Below are 19,839 nucleotides of genomic sequence, written 5' to 3' on the forward strand. Positions count from 1 at the left end.
ACCACCCACCTCAGCGATCAGCTGCCCCGCTACATGATCCCCTCCAGCATCACCGTGCTGGACCGCATCCCCGTCAACGCCAACGGCAAGACCGATCACCGGGCACTGCCCGAACCGAAGGCCGCCGCCGAGGAGACGGCCACCCGGGCGAGTGGGGCGGCCGAGGAACTGGTCGCGGGGATCTGGTCGGAGGTGCTGGGCCGGCCGGAGCTGGACGTACACGCCAACTTCTTCGCCCTGGGCGGGCATTCGCTGCTCGCCACCCGGATCGTCTCCCGGCTGCGGACCGCCCTCTCCCCCGACATCCCACTCTCGCTGATCTTCGACAACCCCACCATCCGCACCATGGCGGAAGCGGTCGGACACCTGCTGCCCGCGTCCGGTACGGCCGACGGGAGGACGTCCCGATGACGACAAGTCCGATCGTGGAACGCGCGGTGGAGACCGCGCGGCGCGGGACCGGCTCCGGTCCCGCCGTGGACGCGCCGCTGTCGGCGGCGCAACGACGGGTGTGGCTCCTGGAGCACCTCCGTCCGGAACTCGTCGAGTACAACATGGCGCAGGTCTTCGAACTGTCCGGGCTGCTCGACGTGGACGCCCTGGCCGCCGCCCTGCGGCTGGTCGTGGAGCGGCACACCATCCTGCGCTCCCGGGTGGTGCAGGACGCCGCCGGCCGACCGCGGCTGCGGGTGGGACCGGCGTCGGCGGTACGGCTCCAGCGCACCGACCTGCGCTACCTGGCGGTCGGACCGGCGTACGAGGAGGCGTACCGGCTGCGGGACGCGGACATCAGCGGTCGGTTCGACCTCGCCACCGGCCCCTGGCTGCGCGCCCGGCTGACCGAACTCCCCGACCAGCGCTACCTGTTCACCGTGGTCGTGCACCACATCGCCGTGGACGCGGCGTCCATGCAGATCCTCTGGCAGGAACTGTCGCAGGCCTACGCGGCGTTCACCGCGGGCGGCCGTCCGGAGCTGCCCGAGCTGCCGATCCAGTACGCGGACTACGCGGACCTGGCGGCCCGGCAGCTGGAGACGCCCGAGGCGGCCGCCGAGGTCGAGTTCTGGAAGCGGACCATGGCCGGGGCGACCCCGACCGAGCTGCGCGGCGACCGGCCCCGGCCCGCGGTGCGCGGCGGCGTGGGCGCCCGGGTCTCGCACGTGATCGACCCGGCCGTCGCCGACGGGGTGCGGGAACTCGCCCAGAAGTACCATGTGTCGCCGTTCATGGTGCTGTTCGCGGCGTTCGCCGCGCTGGTGTCGCGGCACTCCGGCAGCCGGGACGTGACCGTGGGCGTGCCGATGTCCGGCCGTACGCTCCAGGAGACCGAGGGCCTGATCGGGTTCTTCGTCAACACGGTGCTGCTCCGCACCGACCTGGACGGCAACCCGACCTTCGCCGAGCTGCTGTCCCGGGTCCGGGGCACCACCCTGGAGGCGTACGAGCACCAGGGTGTGCCGTTCGACGTGCTGGTGGACGAGCTGCGGCCGGAGCGCGACCTGAGCCGCAACCCGCTGTTCCAGCTGCTGTTCAACCTGGTCGAGGAGCAGACCTCGCAGCTGCGGCTGCCCCGGGTGTCGGCCAGGTCGCTGCCGGTCGAGACGGACACCGCCCGCTTCGACCTGGACGTCACCGTGGTGACCCGGGGCCGGCGCATGGAGGTGCTGATCTCCTACGCGACCGAGCTGTTCGAGGCCGACACCGTCGCCCGGTTCGCCGAGCACTACCAGCGGATCCTGGCGCACGCGGTGCGGCGACCCGAGACCCGGATCGGCGACCTCGACCTGCTGGCGCCCGAGGAGGAGCGGCTGCTGCTCTCGGACTGGAACGACACCGCCGGCCCCGAGTCGCCGCTGCTCGTACCGGACCTGGTGGACCGGCAGGCCGCCCGCACCCCGGACGCGGTCGCCGTGGAGGGACCCGGCGGCGCGCGGCTCACCTACGCCGAACTGGTCCGGCGGGCCTCGGCGCTGGCCGCCGTGCTGCGCGCGGAGGGCGCCGGCCAGGACGCCCCGGTGGGCGTGATGGTCGAGCGGTCCCCGGACCTGCTGGTGGCGCTGCTGGCCGTGCTCAAGTCCGGCGCGGCCTATCTGCCCCTGGAGTCCGACTATCCGCCGGAGCGGCTGGCGTACGTGCTGGCCGACAGCGGGGCCCGGCTGCTGCTCGGGCGCCCGGAGCTGGTGGCCCGGCTGGACCCGGCCCCGAACGTGCGGGTCATCGACGTGGGCCGGCCCCCGCGGGTGGCCGCGGAGAGCGGGCCGGCGGCGCCGGTCGGCCCGGACGACCTGGCGTACGTGATCTACACCTCCGGTTCGACCGGCCGCCCCAAGGGCGTGATGGTCCCGCACCGCGGTCTGGTGAACTTCGTCGCGGACATCGGCGCCACCCTCGGCCTGTCCGGTGACGACGTGCTGTGCGCGGTGACCACCGTAGCGTTCGACGCGTCGGTGCTGGAGCTGTTCGTGCCGCTCGCCCACGGCAGCCGGGTGGTGCTGGTGGACCGGGAGACGTCCGCGGACGGCGCGGCCCTGGCCCGGATCGTGGCGGAGTCGGGGACGACGGTCATGGCGGCGACGCCGGCCACCTGGCACCTGCTGCTGCTCAGCGGCTGGCAGGGCGGCGACCTCCAGGCGGTCTCCGGCGGCGAGGCGCTGTCCGCGCAGCTCGCCCAGGAGCTGGCGCCGCGGGTGTCCCGGCTGTGGAACGTGTACGGCCCCACCGAGACCAGCGTCTACTCGACCGTGCAGCTGATCGCGTCCCCGAGTCCCGGGGAGCCGGTGTCGATCGGTCTGCCGATCGCCAACACCACGGTGCACGTGGTGGACGACCGGATGCGGCTGGTGCCGATCGGTGCCGTCGGCGAACTGGTCATCGGCGGCGCGGGCGTCACCCGCGGTTACGCCGGGCGGCCCGCCCTCACGGCGGAGCGGTTCGTGCCGGACCCGTTCGGGGCCGGCGGCCGGCTCTACCGCACCGGTGACCTGGCCCGCAGGCGGCCCGACGGCAGGCTGGAGTACATCGGCCGGGAGGACACCCAGGTCAAGATCCGCGGCCACCGCATCGAACTCGGCGAGATCGAGTCCGTCCTCCAGCGGTATCCCTCGGTGGACCGGGCCGCGGTGATCACGGCGGGCGAGGACATGGCCCGGCGGATCGTCGGCTACGTCTCCTGGCGGGACGAGCCCGACGAGCCCGGACTCCGCGCCCACCTGCGGGAGCACCTGCCGCAGTACATGGTCCCGGCCGTGCTGGTCGGCCTGGAGCGGATGCCGCTGACACCGAACGGCAAGGTGGACCGCAAGCAGCTGCCCGAGCCGGCCGCCGACGCGGGCGTCGAGCCGGTCGCGCCCCGCGACTCGCTGGAGCTGCGGGTCACCTCGATCTGCGAGCGGGTCCTCGGCCGGTCCCCGGTGGGGGTGCGGGACGACTTCTTCGCCGCCGGCGGCAACTCGCTCAGCGCCTTCGAACTGGTCGAGGCGGTACGGCGGGAGCTCGGTGTGAGCGTGCCGCTCAGCACCTTCTTCCGGTCGCCCACCATCGAGGCGCTGTGCGGCGCGCTCCCCGGGCTGTCCGCGGTCTCCGAGCGGCTGCTGGTCCCGCTGTCGACGGCCTCGCCCGCCACCCGCTCGCCGCTGTTCCTGGTCCATCCGCACGGCGGCGGCGTCAGCTCCTACGTGGGCCTGGCGCGGGAGCTGGAGGGCGCCGTCGACCTGTACGGCGTCGAGGCGGTCGGCTACAACACGGACGCGGCGCCGCTGCGCACCGTCGAGGAGATCGCCGAGCGCTATCTCGCCGAGATGGCGGAGCCGGCTCCCGAGGGGCCGGTGCTGCTGGGCGGCTGGTCGTTCGGCGGGGTGGTGGCGTTCGAGATGGCGGTGCGGCTGGAGCGGGCGGGCCGCGAGGTCGGCGCGCTGGTGCTGCTGGACTCGCCGGTGCCGGGCTCGGCGGACCTCGTCGGCGACGAGGACGTGCTGTCCCGGTTCGGGGCCGACGCCGGGCTGTCGTCCGACGAGATGGACGGCCTCGACGACAACGCGCTCATCGCCGCCCTGGTCCGCCAGTCCCACCAGGACGGCCGGCTGCCCGACCGGATCGAGTCGACGGCCGTGCGCCGCATGGTCGAGGTCGCCCGCGCCAACGGGGAGGCCGCCGGCCGCTACCGGCCCGGCGCGGTCGTCCACGCGGACGTCCACCTGCTCACCGTCTCCGAGTCCCACCCGACCCTCAAGAGCCCCGACGTCGACCCGGACGCCTGGCAGGCGCTGACCCGCGGCCGGGTCCGCACCGTCCCCGTGCCGGGCAACCACCACGACATGGTGCACCCTCCGCACGTCGCCGAACTGGCCGCGCGGATCGCCGAGATAGTCGGCCCGCACCAGAGCGCCGGCCGCCCCGCCGGTCCTCCGGACGCCTGACCCGGAACGAGCGCCCGACAAGGAACGAAGCCGGGCGGACGCGGGGCCCGAGCGGCCCCGCTCCCCCGGCCCCCGCCCGCGCGGCGGAACGCGTGACCTCCATTACCCGAACGTCCGAGGAGGCGTAGGTGAAGATCGGCGTGCAGAGCCAGGACGTGCTGTCCGCGCAGGACACGCACGGCCAGGCACAGAGGGAGCTGGAGCCCCCGCACCTGGAGCACGGCGTGCTCATGGGCACCGGAACCGCCCCCAGCCACCACGGTGAACTGCTCCAGGGGGTGTTCGAGGACGACGGCAGGCTCCGCCGCGGTCTGGTGACGCTGCCCTGCCCGCTGTTCGCCAGCAACGCGACGGTGCGGCTGAGCCGTTGGGAGCCGGAGCTGACGGTCACCCCGTCGTGGAAGACGAAGGCGCTCGCCGCCGCCCGCACCACCCTGGAGGTGCTGGGCATGGGCGCCTACGGCGGGGAGCTGGAGCTGCGGGGCGACGTCGCGGTCGGCCGCGGCCTCGGCTCGTCGACCAGCGACGTGACCTCGGCGATCCTGGCGGTGCTGGCCGCGGTCGGCCGCAACCTCGCGCCGGAGCGGATCGCCCGGATCGCGGTCGCCGCCGAGGCGGCCACCGACCCCCTGATCTACTTCGACCGGATGCTGCTGTTCGCGCACCGGGAGGGCGCGGTCATCGAGGACTTCCACCGGCCGGTGCCACCGCTCGCGGTGGTCGGTTTCTCCTCGACGGAGCGGGAGGTGGACACCCTGGCGCTGCCGCGGGCGCGGTACAACGCCTGGGAGATCGAGTGCTTCCGCGCGCTGCGCGGCCTCATGCGCCGGGCCGTGGCCCGGGGTGACCAGCGGGAACTCGGCCGGATCTCCACCGCGAGCGCACGGATCAACCAGCGGTTCCTGCCGGTGCCCCGCTTCGACCGGTTGCTGGAGATCGCCGAGGAGACCGAGGCGCTGGGCGTGCAGGTGGCCCACAGCGGCTCGGTCGCCGCCCTGCTCTTCGCACCCCAGCGGCCGGGACTGGAGCAGCGCACCGCGCTGGCCGCCCGCCGGCTCGCGGAACTGCGCATCACCGACCATTGGCGCTACACAGCCGGGAGCGAGACTCATGTCCCGTACGCACACCAGTCGTAGGGCCTTCAGGAGCGTGGTCGACGGCCACGTCCTGCCCAAGGTCATCCAGGTCGGGCCCAACGTGTACGGGGCCGCCTTCCATCTGATGAAGCTGCTGCCCGCCCAGTTCATCCTCACCAGTGCCATCGAGACCGGCGAGCTCACCGAGGGCACCACGGTCGTGGAGACCACGTCCGGCACCTTCGGGCTCGGACTGGCGATGGTGTGCCGGCTCAAGGGCATCCCGCTCGTCCTCGTCGGGGACCCGGCGATCGAACCGCCGCTGCGCCGCCGGCTGGAGGCGCTCGGCGCCCGGGTGAGCATCGTCTCGGGTCCCGAACTGCGCACCCGCGGGGTGCAGCAGGCCCGCCTGGACCGGGTGGCCCGCATCCAGGCCCGGCTCGGCTCCTACTACACCCCCGGCCAGTACGACAATCCGCTGAACCCGGTGTCGTACGGCGCGGTCGCCGAACTCCTGCTGGAGAGCATGGGCACGTTCGACGCACTGGTCTGCCCGGTCGGTTCGGGCGGTTCGTCGTCCGGGATCGGCTCGTTCCTGCGGGCGCTGAACCCGCAGCTGAAGCTGATCGGTGTGGACACCCCCGGCAGCGTACTGTTCGGCGCCCCCGCCGGGCCCCGGCAGCTGCGCGGTCTCGGCAACGGCCTGGTGCCGCCGGTCCTGGAGCACACGCTGTTCGACGAGATCCACTGGCTGGACGCGGGGACCGCGTTCACCGCGACCCGGCGACTGCACGCGGAGCACGCCCTGTACATGGGGCCGACCAGCGGCGCCGCGCACCACGTGGCGAGCTGGTACGCCGAACAGCACCCGGAGCTGCGGGTGATGGCGCTCTTCCCGGACGAGGGTCACCGCTACACCAACACCGTGCACAACGACGCCTGGCTGCGCCGCAACGGCTTCCTGACCCCGCCGCCCTCGGCGCCGCGCACCCTGGACCATCCCGTCCAGGCCGCCGGCAGCTGGTCCCGGTACGCCTGGCAGCGGCGCACCCGCGACGAGGTCGTCGCGCTCGCGGAAGGAGCGGCCGTATGACCCGGGACACGTTCGTCCTCGTCGAGAGCAACACCACCGGTACGGGCCGGCTGTTCCCCGTGGCGGCCCGCGCGCTCGGCCTGCACCCGGTGCTGCTCGCCGCCGACCCGTCCCGGTACGCGTCGGTCGGCGGCGCCGAGGTGGTCCGCACCGACACCGACAGCGTGCCGGCGGTGGTCGACGCCTGCCGCCGGCTGGCCGTCGGGCGGCGTGTCGTGGGCGTCGCGACCAGCTCCGACTACTACGTGGAGACGGCCGCGGCGGCGGCCGTCGCGCTCGGTCTGCCGGCCAACTCCCCCGCCGACCTGGCCGCGGTCCGCGACAAGGGCACGCAGCGGGCCCGGCTCGCCGCGGCCGGGGTGCGGGTGCCGCGGTTCACGGTGGCCGGCACGGTCGAGGAGGTCCTGGCCGCAGCGGCGGAGACCGGCTACCCGGTGGTCGTCAAGCCGGTCACCGGCAGCGGCAGCCTCGGCGTGCTGCTGTGCGCCGACCCGCGGCAGGCGGCCGGGCACGCCCGCGCCCTGCTGTCCCGCGGGTCCGACGAGCGCGGCCGGCCGGTGCCGCGCCGGGTCACGGTCGAGGAGTTCGTGAGCGGCCCGGAGTACTCGGCGGAGGTCCTCGACGGCACCGTGGCCGGGATCACCGCCAAGCACCTCGGCGCACCGCCCCTGTTCGTCGAGACCGGGCACGACTTCCCCGCCGATCTGGCCCCGGCCGCGCGGGAGGCGATCACCGAGGCGGCCGAGGCGGCCGTACGGGCGCTCGGCATCGCCCTCGGCCCGGCCCACGTGGAGCTGCGTCTCGGCCCGGCGGGTCCGGTCCTGATCGAGGTCAACCCGCGGCTGGCGGGCGGCTGGATCCCCCGGCTGGTGCGGGAGGCGACCGGCGCCGACCTGATCCTGGGCACGGTCGCCGCGTTCAGCGGACGTCCGTCCCCGGTGGCCGTGACCGCGGCCGGGGGCGCGGCGATCCGGTTCGTGGTCCCGGCCGGGAGCGGCCGGCTGGACGGCATCGACGGGGTGGCACGGGCCTGCGCCGTACCGGGTGTGGTCGACGTGGAGACCTACCGGGAGCCGGGCGCGGAGATCACCGTGGGCGGCGACTTCCGCGACCGGATCGGGCACGTGCTGGCCCGGGGCGCGACCGCCGCCGAGGCGGCCGCGGCCGCCGAGGAGGGCGTGGGCCGCATCAGCTTGTCCCTGGCGGTGCGTCAGGAGGTGCGGGCATGACGGACTCCGGCCGCCTGCGCAGCGCCGCGTCGCCCGAGATCCGCCGCATGCTCCTGGAGCGGCCGGACCCGCAGCGACCCGCCTGGAAGGCCGACCTCGACCGGATCACCCACGTCGACCTCGCCCACGTCGTGATGCTCGCCGAGCGGCGGATCATCGGCGCCGGGACCGCCTCCACCCTGCTCGCGGCCATCACCGGACTGCGCGAGCAGGACTACCGGGCCCTGGAGACCGTGCCCGCCCCGCGCGGCCTCTACCTGGCCTACGAGTCCCACCTGATCGAGACCCTCGGCGACGAGACGGGCGGTGTCCTGCAGACCGGCCGCTCCCGCAACGACCTCGGCGTCACCTGCCTCCAGCTGGCCCTGCGCGAACCGTACCGGCGGCTGTCGGAGGAGCTGGCCGAACTGGGCCGGGTGCTGCTGGAACGCGCCCACGAGCACCGCGAGGTGCTGATGCCCGCCTACACCCACTTCCAGGCGGCCGTGCCGGTCACCTACGGCCACTACCTGCTCGGGCTGGCGCAGGCCTTCGAGCGGGACGCCCGGGCCCTGGCCCAGGCCGGCGAGCTGCTGGAGCGGTGCCCGCTGGGCGCCGGGTCGATCGGCGGGACGACCGTGCCGATCAACCCCGGGCGCACGGCCGAACTCCTCGGTTTCGGCGAGGCGGTGCGCAACTCGGTGGATGCCATCGCCACCCGGGACACCGCGCTGCGGCTGCTGTCGACGGCCGTGGTCCTCGGCGTCACCCTCGACCGGGCCGCCCTCGACCTGCTGATGTGGTCGAGCGCCGAGTTCGGGCTGGTGACGATCCCCGACGGGCTGGTCGGGTCGAGTTCGATGATGCCGCAGAAGCGCAACGCGTTCGTCCTGGAGCACGTGCAGGGCAGGTCGGCCGCCGCCCTCGGCGGGCTGACGGCCGCGGTGAGCGCGATGCGGGGTACCCCGTTCACCAACTCCATCGCGGTCGGCACCGAGGCGATGACCCATGTGATGCCGGCGCTGGACGCGACGGTCGACGCGGTGAAGATCCTGCGGATGGCCTACGACGGGGCCCGGCCGGTGCCCCGGGCCATGGCGGACCGGGCGACGGCGGGGCTGACCCACGCGACCGCGACCGCGGAGTGGCTGGTGCGCCAGGGGGTGCCGTTCCGGCGGGCCCACCACCAGGTCGGGGCGGCCGCGCTCGCCGTCGTGGAGGGGCGGGCCGGCTCGCTCGGCGCGGCCCTGGAGGCGAACGGCCACCTGCCGGCCGGCGACTCCGCCGACCTGCGGCCGGAGAGCGTGTGGTGGGCGGCGGAGTTCGGCGGCGGCCCCGGCCCGGCCTCGTTCCGCCGCTGCCACGAACCGCTCACCCAGAGCTGGGAGGACCACCGCACCCGGCTGGCCAAGCAGACCGCCCGCTGGCGCGACGCCGACGAGCGCCTGCGGGACGCCGTGGCCCTGGTGCACGGCAGGACGCGGGAGACCACCGCGGCCGCCGGCCCCGATTCCGAGGAGGACATCCATGACGAGCACTGACCGCGGCGCCGCCCCGGCGCACGTCGTCGAACTGCGCAGCGACACCTTCACCCTGCCCACGCCCCGCATGCTGGCGGAGATGACCAGGGCGCCGCTCGGCGACGACGTCTACGGCGAGGACCCCACCGCCCGTGAACTGGAGGAGCTGGCCGCCGGGCTGCTGGGCAAGGAGGACGCCTGCTTCATGCCGAGCGGCACCATGGGCAACCTGGCGGCCCTGCTGGCCCATTGCCCGCGCGGCACCAAGGCCCTCGCGGGCGCCGAGTCCGACATCTACGTCTACGAGGCCGGCGGCGCCTCCTACTGCGGCGGGGTGATCGTCGAACCGGTGGCCAACCGGGCCGACGGCACCATGGCGCTCGCCGACATCGAGGCCGCCTTCCCGGAGGACCCCGAGGACCCGCAGTTCGCGCTGCCCGCCCTGCTGTGCGTGGAGAACCCGCAGAACCGCTGCGGCGGGCGGGTGCTGCCGCTGGAGTACCTGGCGCAGGTCCGGGCGCTGGCCGACGCCCGCGGGGTGGCCGTCCACCTGGACGGGGCCCGCCTCTTCAACGCCGCGCTCGTCCTCGGCGTGCCGGTGAGCGTCATCGCCGGTTACGCGGACTCGGTGCAGTTCTGTCTGTCGAAGGGGCTGGCCGCGCCGGTCGGCTCGATGGTCGCGGGCAGTGCCGAGTTCGTCCGGTCGGTGCGACGCATCCGCAAGATGCTCGGCGGCGGCATGCGGCAGGCCGGAGTGCTGGCCGCGGCCGGGCTGGTCGCACTGCGGGAGATGACACTGCGGCTCGGCGACGACCACGCCACGGCGCGCCGGCTGGCCGAGGGGCTGGCCGCGCTGCCCGGGGTGGTGGTGGAGCCGGTCGAGACCAACATGGTCTTCTTCCGGGTCGACGCCCCCGGTCTGACCCAGGCCCGCTTCATGGAGCGGGCCTGGGAGGAGGGCGTACGCCTCGCCGAGCTGGGCCGCGGCCGGATCCGGGCCGTGACCCACGCGGGAGTGGACGACGCCGACGTCGAGCGCGCCCTGGCGGTCTTCCAGCAGCTCCTGCTGAAAGAGACCGCCGCCGTCTGACCCTTGCGACACACGGCAGCCACCCGCACCACCGCTCCACCGCTCCACCTGTGCGAACCCCTCCCTGAAACAGTTCCACCACACGATCGGAGAACCGTCATGCAGCAGAACTCCCAGCAGTGGCTCGTCGTCGTCAACGACGAGGAGCAGTACTCGGTCTGGGCCGCGGACCGGGACGTCCCGCAGGGCTGGCGCGCGGTCGGCGTCAGCGGTCCGAAGGAGGACTGCCTCGACCACATCGAGCGCATCTGGACCGACATGCGCCCGCTGAGCCTGCGCTCCGCCACCGCCGCCTGACAGCGGTCCCGGGGGTGCCGGCGGACCCCGGTCCGCCGGCACCCCCGTCCCGCACCCGACCACCACCAGGACGGGGTACACGCCCGGAAAGGACATCGCGGATGACCATGGCTGAGCCGCTCACGCCCCGCACGGCCGACGCGTGGGGGCAGCTCCTGCTCGACTGCCACACCGCGGGGCTGCCGCGGGACACCTATTTCGAGATCTGCGAACGCGACGACGGATACATCAGCGGCTACGACGCCGTGGGCTTCTTCACGGGCCCCGACGCCTGGTCCGCGCTGGACCGCTGGGCCTTCTCCCGGTTCCGCGGCCGGGTCCTGGACATCGGGGTCGGGGCCGGCCGGTTCGCGGTCCCCTTCCAGGACCGCGGCGGCGAGATCGTGGGCCTCGACGTGTCGGCCGACGCGCTCGACGTGTGCCGGCGCCGTGGGCTGGCGGAGACGTTCCTCGGCACCGTCGACGACCTGCCGGAGAGTGCCCGCTTCGACACCTTCCTGCTGCTGGGCCGCAACCTCGGCCTGCTGGAGAGCCGCGAGCGCGCCCCGCGGCTGCTCAGCACGCTGGCCCGGCTCTCACGGCCCGGGGCCCGGATCGTCGGAACGGGGATGGATCCCTACCTGCTCGACGGGGCGCAGCACGCCGGGTACCTCGCGGCGAACCGGCGGCAGGGCCGGATGAGCGGCCAGATGCGGCTGCGGCTACGGCACCGACTGCTGGTGACGGACTGGTTCGACTACCTGTTCGCCTCGTTGCCGGAGCTCGAGGCGCTGGCCGAGGGCACCGGCTGGGAGCTGGCCGAGGCCGAACGGCACGGCCCGGACTACGGTGTCGTCCTCACCCTGGCCTGACGCCGTGCCGGCCGACGGCCACGGACCGCGACCCGCCGGTGGCACCCGGCGGGTCGCGGTCCGTGGCCGTCGGTCAGCTCTCGCCCACCGCCACCTTGTGGACGCGGTCCTCGGTCCCGGTGCGGTACATCACCGTCGTGCCCCAGAGCCGGGGTTCGCGGCGCGCGTCGGCGTACAGATGGCGGACGTGGTTGAGCACCGAGAAGCGCGGTTCGTCACCGCCGGGGCCTTCCGGCCGTACCAGGCCGTAGGTCACCAGGGTGAAGACGATGACGGCGGCGTCGGCGGCGGAGATCCCGACGGCCGTCGCCGCCTCGGCCACCGACCAGCTGCGGTCGTCGCGGGCGACGGCGGCGATGAAGGACACCCCGGCCGGGCTGAGCCGCCCCAGGGTGCGGCGCAGCCGGACCCTCAGGTCGCCCGAGGAGTCGGCGGTCATGGGCGGCGCGGTCAGGCCGAACGGGCTGCGTGCCACCTCGGCCAGCAGCTCCGGCAGGGCGCGGACGAGGGTCCAGCGGCCGGCGAACTCCAGCGGCCGGGGCAGTCCGTCGAGGCGCCGGCAGAGTTCGGCGACGACCGCGGCGTCGGTGTCGTCCAGCCGGAACAGCGGGTTGCCGGCGCGGATGTGCGCGCACAGCAGCCGCACGGACGGCACCTGGGCCAGGTGCTCCGGGTCCGACTCGGCGCCGGGGGCGGGTACCGGCAGCGGGGCGAGGCGCAGGATCTGCTCACCGGGCACGCCGCACGGCGCGCAGCCGGTGACCAGGATGCGCAGCCGCGGATGGGCGCGCATCAGCGCGCCGAGCCGGCCGTCGCCGTCCGCGGTCTCGGCGTCGTCCAGCACCAGGACGGTGGTCTCCCCCGGTGGGCGGTCGGAGAGTTCACCGACGGGTGTCTCCTCGCCGCGGGCCCGCCACAGCACCCGGATGCCGTCGGCCGCGACCCGTCGCACGGCCTCGGCGGCCAGGTGTGACTTCCCGACCCCTCCTATGCCGACGACCGACACCAGCCGCCCGTTCGGCTGCGCCAACAGGGCGGTGAGGGCGTCGACTTCGGTGTCCCGGCCGATCAGCGGGCTCCGGCCGAGCCAGGGCGTGGGCCCGCAGCCGCCTTCCGCGGAGTGGTCCGCGGTGCCGAGCCGGCGCCGGGCCGCCTCCAGCAGCGTCTCGCGCTGGGCGGAGCCGAGCCGCAGTCCGTCCGCGAGCAGCCGGATCGTGTCCAGCCGGGGGGACAGGACCTTGCCCTGCTCCAGGTTGCGTATGGCGCGCACGCTCACGGTGGTGAGGTCCGCGAGGTGCCGCTGGGTGAGTCCGGCGCGCCGGCGGTGGTCTCTCAGCAGGACGCCGAGGTCCTGCCGGTTTCGGATGTCGTTCATGACGTGCTCCGGTGGGCCGTTCCGAGGTGCTGGTGGAACCGGTGGGCGCCTGCGCGTGCGGCCGCCCGCTGCCGGTCCGGTGTGCTGTCGCGGGGCATCGCCGGTGGCTGCCGGGTGCCCGCCGAACGCCGGCGCGTCGTCAGCTCCAGGGGTTGGTGTTGTCCGTGGAGGAGCCGCCGTCGGCCCGTACGCTCGCCGGCCGCTGCGGGTGCGCCGCGGTCTCGGCCGCCACCGTGCCCAGGAGGGCGGCGACCGCGGTGATGAGGACGACGGCGGCCCTCACGGGCTTCACGACCGTTGCGAAGGTGCTGTTCATGGTGCTTCCTTCCTCTCCCCCGGCCCTCTGCCGGACCTCTGGAAAGAAAGCTAGGAGTCACTGCAATCACGTCACTTTGACGTCGCTATCCCTCCCGGATAGCCGTCGTGGCCTGCGAAGTCTCCCGTGCGCGCCGCCGTGCGGGGCCGGCCCGGGGGCGGTGCCGGGCGGCCGGTGCGGCGCGGCGCGGAACCGGGCCAGTTCGTCCCTCCCGGCCGGCGAAGCGGCGCAGAAACGTATCTTCGGTGTCCCGGGCGGGGGCGTCGGGGGCCTGTCGCCGGGGCGCCGGAGCGCTGTGCGGGTTCATGTGGGGACTGCTGCCTCTGGTCGGGGGCGCTCCTCGGCACGTGCACGGTCGCGGTGTCGGCGTCACCGGCCTTCGGCGGCGCCACCGGCGGGCACCCGGGCGAGCAGTCCGGTGGCCCGCTCCTGCTCCTCGGCCATGCCGAGCCGGCCGAAGACCTCCAGGGCGTCGGTGAGCAGCCCGCCGGCCTGCGCGGTGTCGTCGCCGCGCAGGCTCAGGTCGGCGAGGTCGACGCGGACGGAGGCGGCACCGCCCTGGTCGAGGATGCCCTCACGCACGGCCAGCGCGCGGTTGAAGTACGAGGCGGCCTGGGCGAGTTCGCCGAGACGGGCGTGGACCCGGCCGAGGTCGTGCAGGAGGTACCCCTCGCCGATGACGTCGCCGTCGTCGCGGACCATGCTGAGGGCCTCGGTGAGCACCTTGCGGGCGTCGCCGGGCTGCCCGCGGTACAGGTGCAGCTGGCCCGCGCGCTGGAGCACCCGGGCCTGCCCGCCGAGATAGCCGAGGTCGCGCCAGATCTCCAGCGCCTCGTCGAGTTCGGCCTCCACCCGGCCCACGTCGCCGCGCCGCAGCAGGATGACCGCGCGCTGGACGAGGACGGAGGCGCGGGCCCAGGGGTCGCCGTCGCCGAAGTGCCGCTCGGCCCGCTCGAACAGGTCCATCGCGGCGGTGTCGTGGCCGGACAGCCGTTCCAGCAGGCCGAGATCGCGGCGGCACAGCCCGAGCCCCTTGGTGTGGCCGAGTTCCTCGAAGAGGCCGACGGCGGTGGTCAGCGACCGGCGGGCCTCGGGCAGGTTGCGGCGGTTGAGGTGCAGGGAGCCCAGCGAGGCGAGCAGGGCGGCCTGGCCGAGCAGGTTGCCGCTGCGGCGCACCGCGGTCAGCGCCTTGCGGTGGGTGCGGGCCCAGTGGTCGAGGTAGCCGCGGGTCTCGAAGAACGGGGCGAGGTTGACGGCGAGTTCCCAGGTGTAGCCGTCCTCGCCCTCCTGGGCGAGGCTCTCCACGGTCAGGCTGAGGTTCTCGCGTTCGGTGTCGAGCCATTCCAGGGGGCGGCCGAGGACGGTCCCGACGTGGTCGGCGGGCGGGCTCCAGCGGACGGCGGGCCCGTCGAAGTAGTGGGTGCCGAGGACCCGCAGCTGTGCCTCGCAGACCAGCGCGAGCCAGGCGCCGCCCACCCGGCGGATCGCGGCCCGCCGTTCGGTCTCGTCCGACTCGGCGGCCAGCCGGTCCCGGGCGAACAGCCGGATGATGTCGTGGAAGCCGTAGCGCAGCTCCCCGGTGGCGTCGACTCCGGCGACGTCCAGCATCTGCACGTCGACGAGGGGTTCCATGAGGTCGGACGGGTACGGGTAGGCGTCCGGGGCGTCGAGGAGGGGGCCGCCGATCCAGCTCGGGAAGGTGGAGCCCTTGGTGAGACTGAGCAGGCGCAGCAGGGTGCGGTCCCGCTCGGCCAGTCCGTCGTAGGTGAGGGCCAGGCCGGCCCGGACGGTCATCTCGCCGTGGGTCAGTTCGTCCAGGCGGCGGCGTTCGTCGGCGAGCCGCTGCACCATCGAGGCGAGCGGCCAGTGCGGGCGGGCGGCCAGCCGGGCGGCGACGATGCGCAGGGCGAGCGGCAGTCCGCCGACGGCGGCGGCCAGCGCCCTGGCGGCTTCGGGTTCGCCGCCGACGCGGTCGGCGCCGACGACGTTCCCGATGAGTTCCAGTGACCCCTGCTCGTCCAGGATGTCCAGCGTGACCCGGTGCGCGCCGGGGAGCGCGGTGAGCCGGGCCCTGCTGGTGACGAGCACCCCGCAGGAGCGGCCGCCGGGCAGCAGCGGGAAGATCTGCTCCTCGCCGACGGCGTCGTCGAGGACGACCAGGATGCGGCGGGTGGCGAGCATGCTGCGGTAGATCTCGCCCCGCTCCTCCAGGGAGTCCGGGATGGCGGGACCGGGCAGGCCGAGGGCGCGCAGGAACCGGCCGAGGACCTCGCGGGGGTCGACGGGATCGGCCCGGCCGCCGCGCAGCTGGCAGTAGAGCTGGCCGTCGGGGAAGTGGGACTCGGCGAGCCGGTGCGCGACCCGGGCCGCGAAGGTGCTCTTGCCGATGCCGGAGCGGCCGGTGACGACGACGATGCCCGGCGCCCGGTCCGGCGAGGTGTTCGTGAGGACGCCCTCGGCCTCCGCGACGAGCTGCTGGTGACCGACGAAGTCGGGTGTGTCGACGGGGAGCTGGCGGGGGACGGCGGCACGGGCCGGGGTGTGCCCGTCCTCGTCGGCGCCCGCGTCGGGCCCGAGGTCCGCGGCGGGCGCGCCGAGCGGCTGCCCGGCGCCGCGCAGGTCGGTGGCGGCCGGACGCTCCAGCCGCAGGGAGGGGTCCTCGGTCAGGACGGCCTGCTCCAGCCGGCGCAGGTCCTCGCCGGGCTGGAGGCCCAGTTCGTCCATGAGCAGGGCGCGGCCCTCCCGGTAGGACTCCAGGGCCTCGGCCTGCCGGCCGGAGCGGTACAGGGCGAGCATCAACTGCCCGCGGAACCGTTCCCGTAAGGGGTTGTCGGCCACCAGCCGGGCTATCTCGGCGGTCAGCTGATGATGACGGCCGAGCGAGAGCTCCAGCTCGATGAACGTCTCGGTGGCCGCGAGGCGTTCCTCGTCGATGTGCTCGGCGATCCGGGCGAGTGCGTCGCTGGGGATGCCGTTCAGGCAGGGCCCGCGCCACAGCCCGACCGCCGTGCGCAGCAGGGCGGCGGCCTCGGCGGTGCGGCCCCTGCCGCCGAGCGCGGCGGCCTCGGCGACGGTGCGCCGGAAGACGTTCAGGTCGAGCGCCTCGTCGTCGATCCGCAGGAGGTAGCCGGGCGGCCGGGTCTCGATGACGGCCTCGACGGCGGCGGCCGCCAGGGTCTTGCGCATCCGGGACACACAGATCTGCACCTGGGTGCGGGCGGTCTCCGGGGGGTCCTCGGCCCAGAGCAGCCGGATGAGGTGGTCGCAGTTCTGGAGCCGTCCGCTCTCCAGGAGCAGGGCGGCGAGGACGACCTGCTGCCTGCCCGCCGTGACCGGCACCGTGCCCTGGTCGCGGTCGAACACCTTCAGCTCGCCCAGCACTTGAAAGGTGAATCCCACTGCCCGGTCACGCGACTCGAGGTGCACTCCGGCCACGAATCCTCCCCTTCACACACAACAGGCCACAGCGCGCCTGGCCGCCAAGTCTATGGCCCGGACCCCGCTGCCCACCGGCCTGAGCAGGAGCTGAACAGCGCTGACCAGGGGGTGGATCAGCACCGCCGTCAGGGCGGTGACGTGACCGGCCCTCGCGACCCGGCCCGCCGCCACCGGGACGGGAAACCGCGGTGATAGCGGAAGGACAGCGGGGGGACGGACGATCGCCCGGTGGGAGCCGTCGGCGCCGCCACGCCCGTCCACCGAGAGCGAGAGGTCGGTCATCCAGTCATGAACAGCGACAACTTCCCTGTGGCCCCAGCCGGTTCGAAGGTGACGGCAGCCGGGGTGAAGCATGTGATGCTCACCTACCACTACCTGGACATCGGGGACATCGACGGGTACGCCTCCCTGACGGAGCAGGACGTGACGCTGGACCACCCCGGCGCGCCGCCGCACCGGGGCCGGGACGCGGTGCTCAACGCGCATGCCGCGCAGGCGACCCTGCTCCGGCGGCACGAGCTGGACGCTGTCGTGGCCGACGAGGGCCGGGTGGTGGTGCTCGGCCGGGTGGTGGGCCAGACGCCGGGCGCGGCCCGGCGGGCGGCGCGCGGCGTGGACTTCGCGGACGTGTTCACCCTCTCCGGGCAGACCCTGGTCCGGGGGTGCCGGCGCTACTACTACGCGCCCCCGCCGGGCGACCTGCCCGCGCACCCGGAGGACCCCGCAGCACAGTGATCCGCCGACCGGCGTCCGTCGGCCGGCGGTCCCGGCAACCGCCGCCGCGCGCGGGCGCGCCGAGGTACGGGGCGCGGCGGCCGCGGGGACCGGTTTGCTGAGGGCGCCACGGTACGAGGCGCCCCGTATCCGCGTCGGGTCGGCTCTCTTTCTTGGGACTTGACCGCCAGTTTCCGGAACCGTCGCCGGACACCGGTGTTCCGGCGTGGGGCCGCTCCCCCGCCCGGCCGGCCGGAGTGCCGCGGGAGCGTACCGGTAAGCCTGCCGCACGGAACCGCAGGGGCGCGGGCGCCGGGTTCGCCCGGCGCCCTGGACCGGGTCGCGCAGGAGTCCGCCGTCCGCGCCGTACGGCGGAGGACTCCCCATGCCACGCCCCTCCGTGGTTTTCCGCTGTGAGCGCGGGTACTCGCCGCCCGCGGCCTTCTGCATTTCCCAGTATGGGGTCGAATCCGGCCAGGGGACAGTCACGCGATCGCGCTACACGCGGTCGCCGGAGGCGGACCGCGGGACCCGGTCCCGCGCGCCGCGACGGGTGGAAGCGGCAGGTGGGAGCTGCCACGGAGTGAGGAGCGCGGCGGCGGGCGGGCGCGGTCGAGGCACGGTACGGCGGCATCCCGACCGTCGAAGGCGATGCCGGTCGAAGGCGGCGTTCGGCACGGTCCGCGCCGGGCACCGCACCGGGGAAATGAATTCCTCCGGTGAAGGGCCCGGCAAGCGCGGAGCAGAGGACCGCCGTACGGAACAATTCAGGCCACGCACGGCGCCCAGTGCACCCCGGCCATTATCTCAGTCCGGTGCCGCCATCTTTTCGGCCAACTTTTCCGGCCACGGTCCTGTTCACCCGTGGACTTTCCGATTTCACGCCACACGCGACCGGTAAGCGTCTTTGGAGGGCACCCGCAACTGGTGCCGTTCCAGGCCGACTTCACGGTGGGCCGATTCGCGATCGGCAACACTCGCACCGGCCGTCCAGAAGATCTTCACACGACAACGATGCCACTACGCGCATAGAGTCATGTGCGGAAGGTCACGCGGCGTTGGAGAAGACCACGCCCGATCGACTCCGGATTCTTCACCAACTGTGCCAATACTGAGCGAATGAACGAGCAGAAACCGTCACCGGGCTCCCCTTTCATCGACGAGGACGACATCCTCGTTTACGGATGGATTGTCGACGGGGGCAGCGGCCGGCCCGACCACGCGGCCGCGGAGCTCGGACTCCCGCAGGAGAGAGCCGCCACCGCGCTGAAGCGGCTGGCCTCCCTCGGTCTCGTGCGACCCGTGCCGGACGCTCCGGACGAGGTCGTGGTCGTGGACCCCGACGCCGTGGCCGCCACGCTGACCGCGCCGCTGCGGGCCGCCATCCGCCAGCAGGAGGAGCAACTCGACCTCATCCACGGCAAGATAGACCGCCTGCGGGACCACTTCTTCGCCGGCCGCACCGGCAACCGCGACTTCACCGTCGAGGTGATCCCCACGATGGAGGAGGTCAGGGCCGCCCTGAACCGGGCCTCGGCCGAGTGCAAGGAGGAGGTCGTCAGCAGCCAGCCCGGCGGCAGCGGGCGGGTCCCGGAGGCGATGGAGGAGGCCCTGGGCCGCGACCACGCCCTGCTCGCCCGGAACGTGCGCATGCGCACCCTCTACCACCACACGGCCCGCTTCAACGGCCCCAGCCAGGCGTACGTGGCGGCGGCGACGGCGCTCGGCGCCGAATACCGCACCTCGCACGAACTCTTCGGGCGCGTCATCATCTACGACAAGAGCCTCGCCTTCCTGCCCGAACGGACCGGAAGCTGGGGCGGGGTCGCGGTGCGCGAACCCACCATCGTGGGCTACCTGTACGACATCTTCGAGCAGTACTGGATCCGGGCCACCCCGTTCTCCGACGCCGCCCAGGACGGCCTGGAACAGGTGGCCAAGGAGATCCACCAGACCATCGTGGCCCTGCTCGCCGCGGGGTTGAAGGACGAGTCGATAGCCCGCCGCCTCGGCATGTCGCTGCGCACCGCCCGCCGGCACATCGCCGACATCATGGAGGCGCTCGGTGCCGACAGCCGCTTCCAGGCCGGAGTACTCGCCGCCCGCGCCCGGCTGACGGACCATCCGCAGGCCGGCAGCGGCCCGGAAAAGTGACTTGCACGGCCCGGCCCGGTAGTCCATAGTCACGATCACCGCGGGTGTCGGCGCCGAATCGACGGCACCTGCAGGACGGTCTCCGGCGGATCCAGCGTCGCGTGCCGCCGGTCCGTCCGCGCCCTCCACCGCTCGTGCCCAGGAGCCGCCGGGCCCGAGCGTCGGCCTCCCGTCCACGCAGTCGTCGCCCGCGCGTCCCCGGCGGTGGCGACACGGGCGGTGCGGTCCCGTAGTTCCTCCGCATCACGGCCGCGGGCGCACCACGGATCACGAGCGCTCACCGGATCCGGCC

At 74.1% G+C, this 19,839-nt stretch carries 14 protein-coding genes; 11 read left to right on the plus strand and 3 right to left on the minus strand.

Annotated features, from left to right (window positions below; all coding sequences use genetic code 11):
- From AB0G52_RS18380 to AB0G52_RS18420, 9 genes are all read left to right on the plus strand, one after another.
- Positions 1 to 411, plus strand: a 411-nt coding sequence (locus AB0G52_RS18380) for a phosphopantetheine-binding protein (RefSeq protein WP_361337280.1), incomplete at its 5' end; no start/stop codon positions are given.
- Positions 408 to 4,415, plus strand: coding sequence for an amino acid adenylation domain-containing protein (locus AB0G52_RS18385; protein WP_361337281.1), 4,008 nt, complete (start codon positions 408 to 410; stop codon positions 4,413 to 4,415). The genes AB0G52_RS18380 and AB0G52_RS18385, both read left to right, overlap by 4 nt.
- 128 nt (positions 4,416 to 4,543) lie before the next feature.
- Positions 4,544 to 5,551 (plus strand): GHMP kinase, encoded by a 1,008-nt coding sequence (locus AB0G52_RS18390; protein WP_132893263.1) that lies wholly within the window; start codon positions 4,544 to 4,546, stop codon positions 5,549 to 5,551.
- On the plus strand, positions 5,526 to 6,584 hold the full coding sequence (locus AB0G52_RS18395; RefSeq protein ID WP_361337282.1) for a pyridoxal-phosphate dependent enzyme: 1,059 nt from the start codon (positions 5,526 to 5,528) through the stop codon (positions 6,582 to 6,584). Before AB0G52_RS18390 ends, AB0G52_RS18395 begins: the two co-directional genes overlap by 26 nt.
- Positions 6,581 to 7,813, plus strand: coding sequence for an ATP-grasp domain-containing protein (locus AB0G52_RS18400; protein ID WP_361337283.1), 1,233 nt, complete (start codon positions 6,581 to 6,583; stop codon positions 7,811 to 7,813). Before AB0G52_RS18395 ends, AB0G52_RS18400 begins: the two co-directional genes overlap by 4 nt.
- The gene (gene argH, locus AB0G52_RS18405) at positions 7,810 to 9,333 is read left to right on the plus strand and encodes an argininosuccinate lyase (RefSeq protein ID WP_361337284.1); all 1,524 of its coding nucleotides are present in this window, start codon (positions 7,810 to 7,812) and stop codon (positions 9,331 to 9,333) included. The genes AB0G52_RS18400 and argH overlap by 4 nt, the downstream gene beginning before the upstream one ends.
- On the plus strand, positions 9,320 to 10,402 hold the full coding sequence (locus AB0G52_RS18410; RefSeq protein ID WP_361337285.1) for a GntG family PLP-dependent aldolase: 1,083 nt from the start codon (positions 9,320 to 9,322) through the stop codon (positions 10,400 to 10,402). Before argH ends, AB0G52_RS18410 begins: the two co-directional genes overlap by 14 nt.
- A 99-nt stretch (positions 10,403 to 10,501) precedes the next feature.
- The gene (locus tag AB0G52_RS18415; protein ID WP_132893256.1) at positions 10,502 to 10,699 is read left to right on the plus strand and encodes an MbtH family NRPS accessory protein; all 198 of its coding nucleotides are present in this window, start codon (positions 10,502 to 10,504) and stop codon (positions 10,697 to 10,699) included.
- Positions 10,700 to 10,800: 101 nt separating this feature from the next.
- Positions 10,801 to 11,550, plus strand: a complete 750-nt coding sequence (locus AB0G52_RS18420; protein ID WP_132893254.1) for a class I SAM-dependent methyltransferase — start codon at positions 10,801 to 10,803, stop codon at positions 11,548 to 11,550.
- Positions 11,551 to 11,623: 73 nt separating this feature from the next.
- On the opposite strand, the gene AB0G52_RS18425 is transcribed toward AB0G52_RS18420, so the two are convergent.
- From AB0G52_RS18425 to AB0G52_RS18435, 3 genes are all read right to left on the minus strand, one after another.
- Entirely contained in the window at positions 11,624 to 12,925 is a 1,302-nt protein-coding gene (locus tag AB0G52_RS18425) for a helix-turn-helix domain-containing protein (RefSeq protein ID WP_132893253.1), read from the minus strand.
- A 139-nt stretch (positions 12,926 to 13,064) separates the two neighbouring features.
- Entirely contained in the window at positions 13,065 to 13,241 is a 177-nt protein-coding gene (locus AB0G52_RS18430; RefSeq protein ID WP_165939540.1) for a hypothetical protein, read from the minus strand.
- A 369-nt stretch (positions 13,242 to 13,610) separates the two neighbouring features.
- A complete protein-coding gene (locus AB0G52_RS18435; protein ID WP_361337286.1) occupies positions 13,611 to 16,676 on the minus strand; it encodes a BTAD domain-containing putative transcriptional regulator in 3,066 nt (1,021 codons plus the stop codon).
- Between the two features lie 291 nt (positions 16,677 to 16,967).
- Here AB0G52_RS18435 and AB0G52_RS18440 point away from each other — a divergent pair, with 291 nt between their 5' ends.
- Together AB0G52_RS18440 and AB0G52_RS18445 are read left to right on the plus strand one after the other, a co-directional pair.
- Positions 16,968 to 17,414, plus strand: a complete 447-nt coding sequence (locus AB0G52_RS18440) for a nuclear transport factor 2 family protein (RefSeq protein ID WP_132893251.1) — start codon at positions 16,968 to 16,970, stop codon at positions 17,412 to 17,414.
- 1,098 nt (positions 17,415 to 18,512) lie between these two features.
- Positions 18,513 to 19,547, plus strand: a complete 1,035-nt coding sequence (locus tag AB0G52_RS18445) for a helix-turn-helix transcriptional regulator (protein ID WP_132893249.1) — start codon at positions 18,513 to 18,515, stop codon at positions 19,545 to 19,547.
- The last annotated feature ends 292 nt before the right edge of the window (positions 19,548 to 19,839 follow it).

Origin of the sequence: Streptomyces sp. NPDC021562 (assembly GCF_040640875.1) — a bacterium.
Taxonomy (GTDB): domain Bacteria; phylum Actinomycetota; class Actinomycetes; order Streptomycetales; family Streptomycetaceae; genus Streptomyces.